The organism is Sphingopyxis sp. Root154, from assembly GCF_001427105.1.
Classification (GTDB): Bacteria; Pseudomonadota; Alphaproteobacteria; order Sphingomonadales; family Sphingomonadaceae; genus Sphingopyxis.
The window spans coordinates 803070-818509 of record NZ_LMGI01000002.1 but is presented as its reverse complement, the minus strand read 5'-3'; the positions used below and the strand labels follow the sequence as shown (position 1 = coordinate 818509).

Sequence of the window (15440 nt, the reverse complement as noted above, 5' to 3'; positions counted from 1 at the left end):
ACAACGATGGGTATGCGCGAAGATGATTTGCGGGCGATGATCGTTGCGGCGTTTCCCGATGCCGAGGTCGCGATCACCGACCTCGCGGGCGACAACGACCATTATGCCGCGCATGTCGTCAGCGAATCCTTTCGCGGCATGACCCGTGTCGCGCAGCACAAGGCGGTCTATGCCGCGCTTGGCGGACGCATGGGCGGCGAACTTCATGCCTTGCAATTGACGACCGCAATCCCCTCATAAGGGGCATGGATATTTTGGGGCGCCGCAGCGCGCCTGCCCGGAGACAGACAATGACCGACCCGACCACCCACGACCGCATCGCCAAGCTGGTCGCCGACAATCAAGTGCTGCTCTTCATGAAGGGCACGCCTTTGTTCCCGCAGTGCGGCTTTTCCTCGCGCGCGATCGCGATGCTCGACCGCCTCGGCGTCGAATATGACACCGTCGACGTGCTCCAAGACATGGAAGTCCGCCAGGGAATCAAGGAGTTTTCCGACTGGCCGACGATCCCCCAGCTGTATGTGAAGGGCGAATTTGTCGGCGGATCGGACATCATGATGGAAATGTGGGAAGCGGGCGAGCTTCACACGCTGATGACCGGAATCCCGGCCCGCGCCGAATAAGCTGCGCGGCTTTCGAACGACAAAAACCCGCCGGTGCTTAGGCTCCGGCGGGTTTTTTATTGGCCGAAAGGTTCAAGCCGCCTCGGCATCCTCATACGCCTGCGCCTCGGCGGCGATCAGGATGTCGGCGAGCATCCAATAGGCTTCGCCCCACGCCGCGAGCACCTCGTCGGTCGCGACCTCTTCGCCCAGCACGTCGCGGATCGCGGGCAGCAGGGCTTCTGCAACATGGGGATAATGCTGCGGCTTCACCCCGGTTTCGATATGCCGTGCGACCATGCGCGCCACCGCGGTTCCGAGGTTCTGCAGCTTGTCGATATTCTTGGCGTAGGCGAGGATCGCCGCCGCGAGGCGCTTCGGCTGCTCGCCGCTCGTCTGTGCGGCACGGTCGAACATCGCTTCGATATCCTTGTTCTCGAACAGCCGGGCATACATCGCGGTTGTGATCGCAAGGCCGTGCTTTTCGAGGGCCGGGGCCGTGGCCTTGACGATCTCCGTCGCGTGGGCGGAAGCGGTACGCATATGATATCCTTTGGTCAGAGGGGAGAGGGGAGGTTTCAGGCCGCGCGGCGCCCGGCGGGGTCGTCCAAGCGGAAGAAAAGGGCGAGCTGGAGGCTTTCGGCGATGCGCGCGGCCTTCGCCTGCAAAGCGGTCGCGGCGGCGGGCGCCAGCAGCTCGTTCGTGGTGTCGGCCCAGATCGCGAGCCAGCGGTCGAACATCGCGGGGGTGATCGCGGTCTTGTGCTTCAGATGTTCGGCGACCGGGCTGCCCTTGTAGCGGCCGGTCGTCAGCATCACCGAGGACCAGAAGGCGACGAGCTTTTCGAGATGGTGGGGCCAGTCGTGCACCGCGGCGTCGAACAGCGGCCCGATGTCGGCGTCGGCGCGCACGCGGTCGTAAAAGGCCGGGATCAGGCGCTCAAGCGCGGCTTCATCGATCTGGTCACCCTGCGTCACGACTCGCTCCAATCATGCATTTGAGGCGCATGTATGATCGCAATTTGAAACATGCAACAAAAATGCATATTATGGGATGGCGGACATTTTCGAAGGATCAGGATGCGCCTGACGCGCTACACCGACTATGCGATGCGCGTGCTCCTCTATGTGGGCGCGCAGGATGACGCGCGGCTGTGCCCGATTTCGGAGATTTCGCGCGCGTACGGCATTTCGCAGAACCATCTGATGAAGGTCGTCAACGACCTGGTGAACGCGGGTTATCTCGAAAGCGTGCGCGGGCGCTTCGGCGGGATCCGGCTGGCAAGGCCGGCGGCGGAGATCAAGGTCGGCGCGGTGGTGCGCCATACTGAGGAAGGCTTCGACCTCGTCGATTGCGCCAGCTGCATCATCGCGCCCGCATGCGGGCTGACGGGCGCGCTTGCCGAGGCGCTGGCGGCGTTCATGAAGGTGCTCGACGGCTACAGCCTCGCCGACCTGCTCGCCAAGCGCGCGAATTTCGCCGCGTTGTTCGGCATCGACCAACCGGCCGCCACCTGAAAAATCGTCAGCGGCGCGCCCAGCCCTTGGCGCGCGCTTGCCGTTCGGCCGCGGCGTCGAGCGGATCGCCCGTCATCATTTTCGCTGCGGCGGCGGCGAGTTCGCCCGACGACGCCTGACGATAATCGGCGCCCGCCTGTCCCGTCATCGTCCGTTCGAGATGCCAGCGTCCGCTGTCGCGGCAGCCAATGCCGTTCAGCGACTGGCTTTCGAAACTGCGGCAGTAGCGGCCGGCCTTGTCTTCGAAGCTGAGACCGATCCGCACCGCCGCATTCGTCGATTGACTGGAGGCAAGCTGCGTATCGAGTGCCTTGGCAAGCGGACCTGCGGCGATAATGGTGCCATTTGCTTCAGTGACGCTTGCGGGGGGCATCCACGGCCGTAGTCCCAGGGCCAGCCCCAGCGCGAGCGAGGCCGCGATCGCCCCAAAGTGGATCGGTGCGAAGCGTACCCGCTTCGCTTCGCGGCGCCCGGCGAGGCTGGTGTCGACCTTGTCGGACGTCGCGAGCAGCGCGCGGAGCCGCCCGGGCACCGCCTCATCGAGCACAGGGGCATAATGGGCAGTCAGCCGTGCTTGCAGCGTCCGGTGCCGCGCGATTTCGGCGGCAAGCGCGGGGTCGTTTGCCGCTTCGCGCTCGATGCGGCGTGCGGTCAGGTCGTCGAGTTCGCCGTCGACAAAGGCGGCGACGGTGGCGGGGTCGAAACTCATGCGGCCTCTCCCAGCAAATGCATCAATGTTTCGCGCCCGCGCGCAAGGCGCGAGGTGACGGTGCCGATCGGCACTTCCAGTATGTCTGCCGCCTCGCGGTACGCATAGCCTTCGACGAGGACGAGCATCACGACTTCGCGTTGTTCGTCGGGCAGGCGCGCCATCGCGCCATCGACATCGCCGCGCAGCGCGCCGGCCTCGACCTCGGCCGCACCGTCGCCGGCGACCTGCGTGGCGGCGTCATCGATCGGCGTGTGGATGCCGCGGCGCCCGGCCGCTCGGCGATCGTCGATCCAGAGGTTGCGGGTGATGCGGTACATCCAGCTGTCCAGTCTCGTTCCTTGTTGCCACTGTTCCTGCGATTTCAATGCGCGTTCGATCGCCGCCTGGCATAAATCGTCGGCGTCGCTGGCATCGCGCGCCAGTCCGCGCGCAAAGCGGCGCAGACGGGGCAGCAATTCGACCAGTTCTTCTTCGAAGCGCATTTTCGCCTTTCGGTTGTTCGAGGAAGAAACGAGTGGCTTCTATCGTTTCTTCCGCACCATGCTAAATTTTTTCGGGAACCGGTTGAGACGCCGATCCTTGTGAGACTTGCGATGCGATTTTGGACGACATCATTGGCAATGCTTTGCTTCCTGCTCGGCGGGACCGACGCGCGCGTCGCGGCTCAGATCGCGCTACCGCAAGTTCAGCTTCCCGATGCCGCGCGCACGCTGCCGTCGCTGCCCGAGATGGATGCAGGGCGGCTGGCCGGGATCGGTGATCGGTTGCTGGATGTCCGGCTCGACCGCATCTCCGCGCTGGTCCGCAGCAATCGCGACAGCATCGAGCTGGACGAGCGCGGCGAACCCGCGATACGCGGCGTCCTTGTCGCGAGCGGGGTCGATGCGGCAATGATCGCGCGGGCGGGCGAGGCGGGGTTCGTGCTGATCGACCGCGAGCGCATCGAGGGACTTGATCTCGATCTCGCACGGTTTCGCGTGCCCGACGGGCGCAGCCTTGGCCGGGCGCGCAAACAGCTCGCGAAGCTGCTCCCGGGCGCCGAGGTAGACGTCGACAATCTCTATTTCGCGAGCGGGCCGGGCGGCGTGTTGCCCGGCGTGGCGCTCGCAACGGCCCCGGGCAGCGGCAAAGCGAGCCTCGGGCTGATCGACGGCGGCGTCGCGGCGCATCCATCGGTCGCCGGGCGGGTCGAACAGCGCGGCTTTGCGGAAGGTGCGCCGTCGGCGAGCCGCCATGGCACGGCGGTGGCGTCGCTGCTCGTTGGAAGCGGCGCGGTGCAGGGCGCGGCGCCCGGCCAGCGCCTGCTCGCGGCCGATGTCTATGGGACCGACCCGGCGGGCGGCAACGCCAGCGCGATCGCGCGTGCACTCGGCTGGCTCGTCCAAAACAGTGTTGCGGTGACGACGATCAGCCTTGTCGGACCGGACAACAAACTGCTTTCGACAGCCGTTTCGCGGGCGCAGCAGCGCGGGATGCTGATCGTCGCGGCGGTCGGCAACGACGGGCCCGCCGCACCGCCCGCCTATCCGGCTTCCTACAAGGGCGTGTTTGCGGTGACCGGGGTCGACGCGAAAGCGCGCGCGCTGCCCGAGGCCGGGCGCGCGCTGCATGTCGATTTCGCTGCGCCTGGCGACGCGGTGCTGGCGGCGACGGGGGCAGTAGGCAGCGACCGGCTGCGCGGCACGTCTTTCGCCGCACCGCTCGTCGCCGGACGGCTTGCGCTTCGCTATCCTGCCCCCGCGATCGATCGCATCGGCCCCGCCGTCGCGGCGCTCGTTATGGAAGCACGTGATCTGGGCAAGAAGGGGCGCGACAAAATCTATGGCCACGGCCTGATTTGCGGGACTTGCGGAGGCCGCTGAGCGCCCCCGGGATTTTTCGGAAGAGAATCGAACGCGCCATCGTTCTCTCTCCAGGCCCATCCCCTCCGGGCCGAAAATTCAGGAGAAGACCAATGGCAAATCGCATCTTCATTTCGGCCATCGCGCTCGCCGCGTCGGCCATGGCCTTTTCGGCTCCGGCCAATGCGCAGCTGCTCGGCGGCAGTGGCAGTGGCGGCCTGGGCGGTAACCTCGGCGGCACGCTGGGCGGGACGCTCGGCAATCCGACCGGCCCTATCGGCGGCACGCTTGGCGGCGCGGGCGATCTGACCGGATCGGGCCGCGGCGACGCGCAGGTTGACCGCCGTTCGGGCCGTGTTCAGGGCAAAGGCAATGCCGATGCGAACGGCAAGGGCTCGGCGAACGGCAGCGGCGATCTGCTCGGCAACAGCCTTGGGGGTAACGCCAGCGGCTCGGGCAACGCTTCGGGCAGCGGCAGCCTCGATGCGCAGGCGGTGGGGACCGATTTCGTCGGCAGCACCGCGCGCGGCACCGTTGGTACTGCAAGGGGCGTGGCTTCGACCGCCACCGGCACCGCGCGCGGTGCGGTCGGGACTGCCCGTGACCGGACCGGCGCCGCACTGTCGAACGTCTCAGGCAGCGCCAGCGGCGCCGGGTCGGTCGCGGGCAGCTTCCAGGGCAGCCTCGGCCAGCTCGCCGCCGCCGGTAGCGGCGCGGCCAATGGCGCGGGGATGTTCGCCGTCGAACCCGGCATGGCGGTGACCGACGCGCGTGGCAAGGTGATCGGCCATGTCCAGGAATTGCGCCAGACGGGCGGCGGTGTCGTGCAGGCGGTGACGGTCGAGGTCGGTGACCGCGTCGCGACGCTGCCCGCAGCAAGCTTTGCGGGGTCGGGCGATGTCCTCGTCACCGGCATGACCAAGGGCCAGCTCAAGAAAGCGGCCGAGCAGCAGGAAGCCGAATAAGCGAATGGGGTGGCCGCCGTTCGCGGCGGCCATATCTGGACGGGCCGCCATTGCGGTCCGTCCTTTTTTCGTTCGGGTGATAAAGCTTCCGGGGGGCGGGGCCTTTCGGCCGCTCCGCCCCCCGTCTGCATCGGGGGCAAGTGGGGTTTTCCCGGGTGGGGGCAGGGGACATCAGGGACCAGACTGATGTCCCCCACCGCTCCAATGAGCGGAACACTCGGGAACATTAGATACTATACAATTGCCGTGCCAATTTACGGCGTTCGCCGATTTTGGCGCGAGACGCTGGTTAGCAATTCCTTACCGGGATCGCACGCTGTCAAAAATCCCGACACTTCGATGTTCGGCTTCGTTCAGGAAGCGTTCAGCCCTTTGACTACATTTGTAGTCGCATCGGTGACGACGACGCCAATGGGAGGGGTCCGCATGGCAGAACGAGCAAGCGAGTCGGAGATGCAGGTGCTGTCGGCGCTGTGGGACAAAGCCCCACAGACCGCCGCCGACCTGACCTCGCGGATCGGCAAGATCAACGGCTGGACACAAGCGACGGTCAAGACCTTGCTCGCACGGCTGGTCCAGAAGGGCGCGGTGACGGCGGAAGCCGACGGCCGGCGCTATCTCTACAGTCCCGCGATCGAACGCGCCGACGCCGTCGGTGAGGAATCGCAGCGTTTCGTCGACCGCCTGTTCGGCGGCCGCGTCAGCCCGCTGATCGCGCATCTCGCCGACCGCGAGGCGCTGACCGACACCGACATCGCCGAGATCGAAGCCTTGCTGAAGAGGCTGAAGTCATGAACGCCGGGATGCTGCTCCAGGCGTGGGCCGATACGCTCGTCGTCACCGCCATCCTCGTCCTGCTGGTTCTGGTCGTCCGCAAGCCGTTCGCGCGGCATTTCGGGCCGCGGCTCACCTATGCGCTGTGGGCCGTGCCCGCGCTGCGGCTGGTGCTGCCGCCCTTGCCCTTCGCCGATCCGATCGTGGTCATGCCCGAGCCGGCGGCCGAAATGGCCGTGACGGTGCCCGTAGGCCTGCCCGTCGCGGCGCCCGTCTCGGCCGAGCCGCTCTGGTCGCTCGCCGACCTGATCCCGCTCGCCTTCGCGCTCTGGGCGGCGGGGATGATCGCCGTGCTGGTAACCGCGATGGTGTCGCATCAGCGTTTCCGCCGCGCGGTGCTGGGCGAGGCGGTCGAGCTTGAGCCGATCGGCAACATCCGGCTGGTGATGTCCGACGCGGTCGACGGCCCGGTCGCTTTCGGGCTGTGGCAGCGCTACGTCGCTGTCCCGCAAGATTTCTTCGCGCGCTATGTCGCCGAGGAGCGTGCGCTGGCGATCGATCACGAGCTGTCGCACCACCGCCACGGCGATTTGTGGGCGAACAGCGCGGCGCTTGTGCTGCTCGCCGCCCAATGGTTCAACCCTTTCGCCTGGCGCGCCATCCGCGCCTTTCGTTTCGATCAGGAAGCGGCGTGCGACGCGCGCGTGCTGACGATGACCGACTGCGACGAACGCGGCGAGCGGACCGCGCGCTATGCGACCGCGATCGTCAAGGCCGCGGTCGGGCCGCGCCTGTCGCTCGCCGCGCCGATGGCGGTCCACGATAATCTGCAGGAGAGGCTGACGATGTTGACGCAAGGGGATATTTCAAAGAAGCGCGGCCTCGTCGGCCGATTGCTGATCGGCAGCGCGACGCTGGCCGTGCTTGGTGCGACGGCGACGCTCGTCCCCGCGGGTATCGTCATGGCGAAGGCGCAGACCGTCGACCTCGGCGAACCGCCCGCGCCGCCGGCACCGCCCGAACCGCCGCTTCCCTCCGAGGCACCCGATGCGCCCGGCATGATGGTCTTCTCCGAGCACAGCGACGACGCCGCAACCGACGACGGCAAGAAGAAGCGCGAAGTCCACCGCATCGTCATCCGCCGCGAGGGCGACGAAGGCCAGGCGCCCGCGGTGATGTTCGCTCCCGCCGACGGCAAGGACAAGCTACGCCGCATCGAAATCCGCTCGCCCGGCGGCTTGTCGCGCGACGATGTCATCGCGACGCTAAAGGAACAGGGCATCACAGGAAAACGCGCCGAAGCGATCGCCGACAAGCTCGAGGCGAAGCGTAAGGAGCGTATCCGCACCGTCATGGCCCCGATGCCCCCAATCCCGCCAATGGCCCCAATGCACGGCACCTGGAGCACTCACGGGCAGGCGATGATCATGGGCAAATGCGGTGACGGCAAGGCGGCGCCGATCGTCAACCGCGACGAAAGCACCGGCAACAAGCGCAGCCATGTCATGATGTTCGCATGCAGCGACGGGCCCGAAGCCAAGGCGGCGCGGCTGTCGGCGCTGAAGAAGGCGCGCGAGGCCTTTGTCGAGGGCGAACGCGCACGCAGCCTGTCCGAGGACATGCGTGCCAAGGTCGCCGCCGACCTCGAAAAGGCGATCGCCGAGATCGAGAAATCGGGGCACTGACCCGAGCAGCTTCACCGCCGGCCTTTACTCCCCGGTGGGGCCGGCGGCAGGGGCGGGGAAAGGGGGCGGCCCATGCCGCTCCCTTTCTCAGGCCTCCTCCCTTTTTCACGTCCATCCCTTTTCCTTCGTCCCGCGCGATGCCACATGGGCGGCATGAGCGAAGAAAAGCCCTGGCCCGACAGCATCCGCGCCGGCGAGTGCGAACAGCATGAGCCGCTGGTGCGGCGCGTGCTCGCGCCCAACCCGTCGCCCTATACTTTCACCGGCACCCAGACATGGATCGTCGGCGCGGGCAGCGATGTCGCGGTGATCGATCCCGGCCCGACCGGATCGGGGCTCAGCATCGGCGATCCTGCCGACACCAACGGCACCGGCCATGTCGACGCGATCCTGCGCGCGACCGAAGGCCAGCGCATCGCCGCGATCCTCTGCACCCACACCCACCGCGATCATTCGCCCGCCGCCGCGCCGCTGAAAGAAGCGACGGGTGCGCCGATCATCGGCTGCGCGCCGCTGGCGCTGTCCGACGACGGGCCGCGCGCCGATTCGGCGTTCGACCCCGATTATGCCCCCGACCGCGTATTGTCCGACGGCGAGCGGATTTCGGGCGATGGCTGGACGCTGGAAGCCGTAGCGACCCCCGGGCATACCTCGAACCATCTCTGCTTCGGCCTCGTCGAGAGCGGCGCTTTGTTCACCGGCGATCATGTCATGGCCTGGTCGACCAGCGTCGTCAGCCCGCCCGACGGCGACATGGCGGCCTATATGGCGAGCCTGTCGAAACTCTATGACCGCGAAGACCGCGTCTATTATCCGGCGCACGGCCCCGCGGTGACCAAGCCGCGGCAACTCGTGCGCGGTATGCTCGGCCACCGCAGGCAGCGCGAGCGGCAGATCTTGCGGGAACTCGAAAAAGGGACAAGCGTCATCCCCGAGATGGTGAAGCATATGTACAAGGGGCTCGACCCGCGGCTGACCGGCGCCGCGGGACGCTCGGTGCTCGCGCATCTGATCGACCTCCAGGCGCGTGGCGCTGTGCGCAACGATAACGATGAATGGATGCTCGCCTAGATGCTGATGCCGCTCCTGATCGCCGCCGCGCAGCCTGCGGTCGCATCCGATCCCGTCGTCATCGCGCTCGTCGCGGGCGAGGGCGATAGGAAATGCCTTCCCGACAAAAGCCTGTGCCTCGATCTGCCGGGTTCTGCGAATGCGGGCGAGGCCGATAGCGGGCTCGTTCTGACCGCGCCGGCGAGCGGCGACGCAAGGGATCTGCCGCTTCCGTACAACCGCGATGACGGTCAGTCGCTCGGCCTCTGGCCGTATCTTGTCGCCGTTCCGCCGCACGGTGACGCGGCGGCCGATGCGCGCCAATATCTGATGGGCGTCGTGATCAGCTACACCACGATGTATTCGGGCGGCGGCGGCAATGGCAGCCGGCTGCGCCTGCTGCGTCTCGACTCTACGCCTTCGAACATGCGCGTCGGCGATGAGGTGCTCGACGTCGTGTGGGACAGCTCGCTGATGATCCGCGCCTGTTTTTCGGAACAGGATATGAAAGACCGGCGCGAGGCGTGCCACGACGATTATAATTTCACCGGTACCCTGTCCGCCGGGCCGGTCGAGACCGGAGAGCTTCCCGCGCTGACCTATCGCGCGGTTGCGACCGCCTATCCGCGCACCTCTCGCCGGTCGCAGGACAATAGCGGCCAGCGCCTCAAGGCCGCCGACCTCATCCACGAAAAAGACCCCGAGTGCAGCTATGAACGCACGCTGCGTTACAACCCCGCGACGTCGCGCTATGAAATGGACCGGCCGGCGCCCGAATGTTCGGATTATACGACACCATGACCCAGTCTTTTTCCTCGCCTGCACCGCGCCTGTTGCCGCGCCTCACCCTGCTCGCCGCCGCGGCGTTGCTGGCACTCGCCGCCTGGTGGGCGGTTTCGGCGTGGCAGGACTGGCAGCGCGGCTATGACCCCGAAACCGTCGTCGCGGCGAGCCTGCAGGGATTGCAGGAGCAGAATGTGCTCGTGCCCTTCACCGCGCGCTATGTCGCCGTCGTGACGTCGACGCAGAGCCGCCTGGGGCTGAGCGCGAAGAAGACGATGATCATGCCGGGCACGGTGCGTTACGAACTCGATCTCGGAAAGTTGAAACAGTCCGATCTCGACTGGGATGCGACCACCAATGCGCTCACCGTCACCTTGCCCCCGCTGCGGCTCGCGGGACCCGAGATCGATATCGACGCGATCAGCGAATATCGCGATGGCGAAATTTTGCTGACTCTCACCGACGCCGAGCGCACGCTCGACGCCGCGAACCGCAAGCGCGCGCAGGAGGAACTGATCGCGCAGGCAAAGGGTGCGACGCCGATGCGCCTCGCGCAGGGGGCGGCGCGGACCGCGGTCGAGCAGAGCTTCGCGATGCCGCTGAAGGCCGCGGGGATCGATGCCAAGGTCACCGCGCGCTTCGCCGACGCGCCAGCTGGATAAATCCCGGCTTTCCGGAGTTTCGAGGCTGCGTTATTCTCTCTCCCGGTCGGGCAAGGGGGAACAGGCATGGCAACCAACGCAGAGGGCGCCGCGCGCGCCGAGCTTTTCTGGCATCGCATGGCGATCGGCCTCGCGATTTTTATCGTCTTCGGCTTCCTGCAATTCGCGCTCAGGGGCTTCGTCGATCCGGTCGCGGTGCCTTTCTGGGTGCATCTGCACGGGGTCGCCATGCTGGCATGGCTCGCGCTGCTGATCGTCCAGCCAACGCTCGTCTCGCGCGATAATCTCGCGCTGCACCGGCGGCTCGGGTGGATCGGCGCGGGGCTCGCGCTGTTCATCACCGGCCTTGGCATCTTCACCGGCCTCGCATCGCTGGTGCTAAACCGCTTCCCGCCCTTCTTCTCGCCGCCCTATTTCCTCGCGCTCATCACCGTGGAATCGCTCGTCTTCGGCCTGATGGTGTGGGCCGCGATCCGGCGGCGTCATACGACCGCGTGGCACCGACGGTTGATGATCGGGGCGACGATCGTCATCCTTGAACCCGCGCTCGGCCGCATCCTGCCGATGCCGCTGATGATCGGCTGGTCCGACATTCCGATCGGGCTGATCCAGCTTGGCGTCGTCGGGATCATCGCGCTGTATGATCGGCGAACGTTGGGCCGCGTCCATCCCGCGACAAAAGCGATCGCGGCGATTGTCATCGCGGTGCGCATCACCATCTATCTTTTGGCGATGACGCCCCCTGTCATCGCGCTCGCGGAGCGGCTTGCCGGTTGATAGCCGAATTGCCCTGTCGCGGGCGGCGGTGTAGGGGGTGCGCCAAGGCTAAAGCCATATAAGGAAAAGCGATGACTGCTCCCATTCGCGAGAATCTCTCGGGCCTCGACCTGCGCGCCGAAATCGAGCGCCTGCGCAAGGAACGCAACGCCGTCATCCTCGCGCATTATTACCAGAAGCCCGAGATTCAGGACCTCGCCGATTTCGTCGGCGATTCGCTCGAGCTGTCGCGCAAGGCCGCCGACACCGACGCCGATGTCATCGCTTTCTGCGGCGTGAAGTTCATGGCCGAGACCGCGAAGATCCTCAGCCCCGAAAAGATCGTGATCCTGCCCGACATGGACGCCGGGTGCAGCCTCGAGGACAGCTGTCCGCCCGAACAGTTTAAGCGCTTTCGCGAGAAGCACCCCGACCATATCGCGCTGACCTACATCAACTGCTCGGCGGCAGTGAAAGCGCTCAGCGACATCATCGTCACCTCGTCGAGCGCCGAGACGATCATCAGTCAGATCCCCGAGAGTCAGCCGATCATCTTCGGTCCCGACCGGCATCTCGGCGGCTATCTCAACCGCAAGTTCGGACGCGAGATGCTGCTGTGGCCGGGCGTGTGCATCGTGCACGAGGCATTCAGCGAAACCGAACTGATCAAGCTCAAGGCACAGCATCCGGGCGCCCCCGTCGCGGCGCACCCCGAATGCCCGCCGCATATCGTCGACCATGCCGATTACGTCGGTTCGACTAGCGGGATCCTGCAATTCGCCAAGACCTTCCCGGGCGACACGCTGATCGTCGCGACCGAGCCGCACATCATCCACCAGATGGAGCTCGCCCTGCCCGAGAAGAAGTTCATCGGTGCGCCCGGCGCCGACGGCAACTGCAACTGCAACATCTGCCCCTATATGGCGCTCAACACGATGGAGAAGCTCTACATCGCGCTGCGCGATTTGAAGCCGCAGATCGAGATGGAGGAAGGCCTCCGCCTCGCCGCGCGCAAGAGCCTCGACCGGATGCTCGAAATGGCGTCGGGCACGGTCGGCAAGGGCGATCTCGGCAAGCGATAGCCCCTATTTCTCGCCGCGATGTTTGCTTTCGCGGAAAATGATATAAGTTCCGCCTCCTAAGACGCGAGTCTCGCCCCCCGTGCGAGCGTCCGACGACGAACCCTTGCGTCTAAGCAGGAGGAAATCGCATGGCAGAAGATTGGCTGGCGGATGTCAGGAAATATGTCGCGGACGCCGACGAAAATGTGGTGTCGGGACTCGTCAAATATCTTGGCATCGCCCTCAGAAACCGTGATTCCTCGCTTGTTTCCTTTACCGACACAAAAGAAACCGACCGCGTCCGCGAAAACTTCCTCAAGAAAAAGCTGGGGCTCACCGACGATGACGCGACGCTCGATGCTGCGATCGCTGGCGTTGGCGAGCGGATGAAGGAGGACCGGACCAAGAACCGCGTCACCGTCTATTATCTCCTCGCGCAGCATTTCGGCCTGCTCACGCTCTTTGGCGGCGCGGCAGGCGCGGCTGGTGCCGCGGGCGCTGCCGCAGGGCTCGCCGCCGTCGGCGGGCTGGACGGCGATTCCGGCAAGGATGATGACACGACCTCCGCCGTACCGCTGGCAGCGGCGGGCTTGGCGGGCGCATCGGCCATACCCGCCGCCGCGGCCCCGCCACCGGCAGCCTCGCCTGCTGCACCGGCGCCGTCAGCAGCAAGTCCGCAGACCGCCTATTCGGGCGGTGATGACGAAAGCGAGAAGAGCGGCGGCATGGGCTGGCTGCCCTGGCTTCTGCTTTTGCTCGTTCTGGCGGCGCTGCTGTTCTTCGGCCTGCGCTATTGTTCGAAACAGGATGCGGCCGTTGCCCCGGCCACCGACCAAGCGGCGATCAGCGAGACCGTCGCGCCCGTGGAGGGCGCAGCGGTGCCAGCCCCAGCGGCTGCTATCCCCGCGGGCGCCGGCGTCGTCGCTGCGGACCGCGAGGGCAAGCCGATGCTGACGGTCTATTTCGACACCGGCAAATCGGACGTGTCGAACGATCTGACGACCGCGGCATCCTCGGTAAAGGCGTATCTGGACAGCAACCCCGCCGCGACGCTCGCGGTGTCGGGCTATAACGACCCGACGGGCAATGCGGCCGCCAACGCCGAATTGTCGAAGAACCGCGCGCAGAGCGTCAAGGCGGCGCTCGAGAAGCTCGGCTTCGCCGCCGACAAGGTCGTGCTCGAAAAACCCGCCGAGGCGACCACCACCGGCACCGACAATTCGGCGGCGCGCCGCGTCGAGGTCACCGTGAAGGGCTGATCGTCGATCCAACAGGAAAAGAGAGCGGGGCCTCCGGGTCCCGCTTTTTTTATACCGAGTCGCGACTCGCGAGCATGAAAATCGACCCGGATCGAATCGCAGTGCCCGCGAGACGGTTCGGTTTTGAATCCGAAAATGCTGCGCCGCTGTTACAAAAATGCTGCAGTGAATCCGCTTGTTGCTAATGCCGGACTTATCCACAAGCGCAGGCGGTTCATCCTGTCTTTTCGCGCATTTTTTGTTGGCGACCCGAAAGCTTCATGTCAGCTTCAAATCATCGGACGACAGAGACGACAGACCACCGGGACATCAAGGGTAGTTGCAAGACTAGCCAGAAGAGAACGGACGGATTGACGAGGAAATCGACCGGTAGCCTGATCACGGAACGTAGCGATTCCCACGAGTTGATACGGACCCGATTGGGTACAGGAAATGCAGTCCATCGCTTGGACAGCGACTGCTTCGGCGGACGCAAGAAGAGATGATGAAGGGCTTTCCAGGTGCGGCCGGCCCCCGAAAGGGGGCCGACCAAACCGTCGCCGGATTGTTCCGGCGTGCGCCGCAACGCATCGTTTTGCGGGCTGCTGATCGCAAGAGAAGCGGACCGGGATGAAGTGAGGCGGAGTGCGTGGGGCAAAGCCGGATAGTGGGGGTTGGCAGCGATGTCGGCCCCCATTTCGTATGCGCGGCTGCCGAAGTACCCCGCATCATGGCCGCACCGATGCCGCAGGCCGTATCGCATCCCATTTATTTTCGCCCCTGTGACTTTCGTCACACCAACGTCAAACGCGGCTGCTTAGTGGCGTCTTGCGACCCGGAGACGTTCCCGATCAGGAACCGATCCCACTTTCCCGGCCGAGCCCACGCGGGCCGGCCGGGAACCTTTCGCTCCCAACCCGCATTCTTTCATCATCGTTGAAACGATGTCCGGGCGCGACCGGACGTTCATATACTCGCCGGGTATCGGCGCTTGCCCGGCCGGTTCAGGGAAGGGAAAATCATGGGTCTGATCATTACATTGATCGTCGGCGGCATCATCGGCTGGCTGGCAAGTATCGTCATGCGCACAGACGCGCAGCAGGGCATTATCCTGAACGTCGTCGTCGGCATCGTTGGCGCGTTCCTCGGCAATTTCCTCGGCAGCTTTTTCGGCATGGGCGCAAGCCTCGACACCTTCAGTCCGATCGGGCTGTTATGGGCCTTCATCGGCGCGGTGGTGCTGCTTGGCATTGTCAACCTGGTACGGCGCGGCAGCGTCCGCTGAACGGCGTGGCGGCGGGCGTGATCGCGCCGCCGCCATTCTGCTAGGCGATATCAAATATTTGGGTTACCAATGCGGGGCCTGCAGGGTCAGGCGCCAACATCGATCGTAGGGGGTCATCATATGACTTGGATTATCGCTATCATCATGGGCGGCATCATCGGCTGGCTCGCCAGTATTGTGATGCGCACCGACGCTCAGCAAGGCATCTTCCTCAACATCATCGTCGGCTGTATCGGGTCGATCCTCGGCCGCTTCCTGCTGCAGGGCGTGCTCGGCGGCGGACATCTACGCGGCAACGCCTTTGATCCGATGACCTTGCTCACCGCCTTTATCGGCGCGGTGATCCTGCTCGGGATCGTCAACCTCGTGCGGCGCGGCCGGGTCCGCTGATCGCCTGCCAATAACGGCCGGCCGTTCGGGCCGGCCGGAAGAAAAGGGTGGCCGCCGCAAGGCGCGCCACCCTTTTTCATGGCGGTAACCACTGGAAATTGCACGAGGACAAGCCTATT

19 protein-coding genes are annotated in these 15440 nt (G+C 65.5%); 15 read left to right on the top strand and 4 right to left on the bottom strand.

Going from position 1 to position 15440, the window contains the following annotated elements:
• The first annotated feature begins 6 nt into the window (after positions 1-6).
• Complete coding sequence (locus ASD73_RS09710; protein ID WP_037514674.1) at positions 7-240, top strand: BolA/IbaG family iron-sulfur metabolism protein; 234 nt, start codon at positions 7-9, stop codon at positions 238-240.
• A 50-nt stretch (positions 241-290) separates the two neighbouring features.
• Entirely contained in the window at positions 291-623 is a 333-nt protein-coding gene (grxD, locus tag ASD73_RS09705; protein ID WP_056371849.1) for a Grx4 family monothiol glutaredoxin, read from the top strand.
• A 72-nt stretch (positions 624-695) separates the two neighbouring features.
• On the opposite strand, the gene ASD73_RS09700 is transcribed toward grxD, so the two are convergent.
• Positions 696-1145 (bottom strand): globin domain-containing protein, encoded by a 450-nt coding sequence (locus ASD73_RS09700; RefSeq protein WP_056371847.1) that lies wholly within the window; start codon positions 1143-1145, stop codon positions 696-698.
• A 35-nt stretch (positions 1146-1180) separates the two neighbouring features.
• Positions 1181-1579 carry a group III truncated hemoglobin gene (locus ASD73_RS09695; protein ID WP_056371845.1) on the bottom strand — a complete coding sequence of 133 codons (399 nt, stop codon included), beginning with the start codon at positions 1577-1579 and terminating at the stop codon, positions 1181-1183.
• Positions 1580-1681: 102 nt separating this feature from the next.
• Between ASD73_RS09695 and ASD73_RS09690 the strand changes: the two genes are divergently transcribed.
• Positions 1682-2119, top strand: coding sequence for an Rrf2 family transcriptional regulator (locus ASD73_RS09690; RefSeq protein ID WP_056371843.1), 438 nt, complete (start codon positions 1682-1684; stop codon positions 2117-2119).
• A gap of 7 nt (positions 2120-2126) precedes the next feature.
• Here ASD73_RS09690 and ASD73_RS09685 read toward each other — a convergent pair whose 3' ends face one another.
• Together ASD73_RS09685 and ASD73_RS09680 are read right to left on the bottom strand one after the other, a co-directional pair.
• Complete coding sequence (locus ASD73_RS09685; protein ID WP_056371842.1) at positions 2127-2828, bottom strand: anti-sigma factor family protein; 702 nt, start codon at positions 2826-2828, stop codon at positions 2127-2129.
• Positions 2825-3313 carry an RNA polymerase sigma factor gene (locus ASD73_RS09680; RefSeq protein ID WP_056371840.1) on the bottom strand — a complete coding sequence of 163 codons (489 nt, stop codon included), beginning with the start codon at positions 3311-3313 and terminating at the stop codon, positions 2825-2827. The genes ASD73_RS09685 and ASD73_RS09680 overlap by 4 nt, the downstream gene beginning before the upstream one ends.
• A gap of 138 nt (positions 3314-3451) precedes the next feature.
• On the opposite strand from ASD73_RS09680, the gene ASD73_RS09675 reads away from it, so the two are divergent.
• The 12 genes from ASD73_RS09675 (at position 3452) to ASD73_RS09620 (ending at position 15321) form a co-directional block, all read left to right on the top strand.
• Positions 3452-4693 (top strand): S8 family serine peptidase, encoded by a 1242-nt coding sequence (locus ASD73_RS09675; protein ID WP_235534463.1) that lies wholly within the window; start codon positions 3452-3454, stop codon positions 4691-4693.
• Between the two features lie 92 nt (positions 4694-4785).
• Complete coding sequence (locus ASD73_RS09670; RefSeq protein WP_056371836.1) at positions 4786-5637, top strand: hypothetical protein; 852 nt, start codon at positions 4786-4788, stop codon at positions 5635-5637.
• Between the two features lie 426 nt (positions 5638-6063).
• Complete coding sequence (locus ASD73_RS09665; protein ID WP_056371834.1) at positions 6064-6432, top strand: BlaI/MecI/CopY family transcriptional regulator; 369 nt, start codon at positions 6064-6066, stop codon at positions 6430-6432.
• Positions 6429-8096: a M56 family metallopeptidase gene (locus tag ASD73_RS09660; RefSeq protein WP_056371832.1), complete on the top strand. Its 1668-nt coding sequence runs from the start codon at positions 6429-6431 to the stop codon at positions 8094-8096. The genes ASD73_RS09665 and ASD73_RS09660 overlap by 4 nt, the downstream gene beginning before the upstream one ends.
• Positions 8097-8249: 153 nt before the next feature.
• On the top strand, positions 8250-9167 hold the full coding sequence (locus tag ASD73_RS09655) for an MBL fold metallo-hydrolase (protein ID WP_056373442.1): 918 nt from the start codon (positions 8250-8252) through the stop codon (positions 9165-9167).
• Positions 9168-9947 carry a hypothetical protein gene (locus tag ASD73_RS09650; RefSeq protein WP_056371830.1) on the top strand — a complete coding sequence of 260 codons (780 nt, stop codon included), beginning with the start codon at positions 9168-9170 and terminating at the stop codon, positions 9945-9947.
• Positions 9944-10591 carry a DUF4230 domain-containing protein gene (locus ASD73_RS09645; protein ID WP_056371829.1) on the top strand — a complete coding sequence of 216 codons (648 nt, stop codon included), beginning with the start codon at positions 9944-9946 and terminating at the stop codon, positions 10589-10591. The genes ASD73_RS09650 and ASD73_RS09645 overlap by 4 nt, the downstream gene beginning before the upstream one ends.
• A gap of 66 nt (positions 10592-10657) precedes the next feature.
• Positions 10658-11368 carry a hypothetical protein gene (locus tag ASD73_RS09640; RefSeq protein WP_056371827.1) on the top strand — a complete coding sequence of 237 codons (711 nt, stop codon included), beginning with the start codon at positions 10658-10660 and terminating at the stop codon, positions 11366-11368.
• Positions 11369-11439: 71 nt separating this feature from the next.
• Complete coding sequence (nadA, locus tag ASD73_RS09635) at positions 11440-12429, top strand: quinolinate synthase NadA (protein ID WP_056371825.1); 990 nt, start codon at positions 11440-11442, stop codon at positions 12427-12429.
• A 128-nt stretch (positions 12430-12557) separates the two neighbouring features.
• Entirely contained in the window at positions 12558-13667 is a 1110-nt protein-coding gene (locus tag ASD73_RS22265; RefSeq protein ID WP_082521461.1) for a DUF2853 family protein, read from the top strand.
• Between the two features lie 1000 nt (positions 13668-14667).
• Positions 14668-14931, top strand: a complete 264-nt coding sequence (locus ASD73_RS09625) for a GlsB/YeaQ/YmgE family stress response membrane protein (protein ID WP_037512925.1) — start codon at positions 14668-14670, stop codon at positions 14929-14931.
• Between the two features lie 120 nt (positions 14932-15051).
• Positions 15052-15321 carry a GlsB/YeaQ/YmgE family stress response membrane protein gene (locus ASD73_RS09620; RefSeq protein ID WP_056371821.1) on the top strand — a complete coding sequence of 90 codons (270 nt, stop codon included), beginning with the start codon at positions 15052-15054 and terminating at the stop codon, positions 15319-15321.
• The last annotated feature ends 119 nt before the right edge of the window (positions 15322-15440 follow it).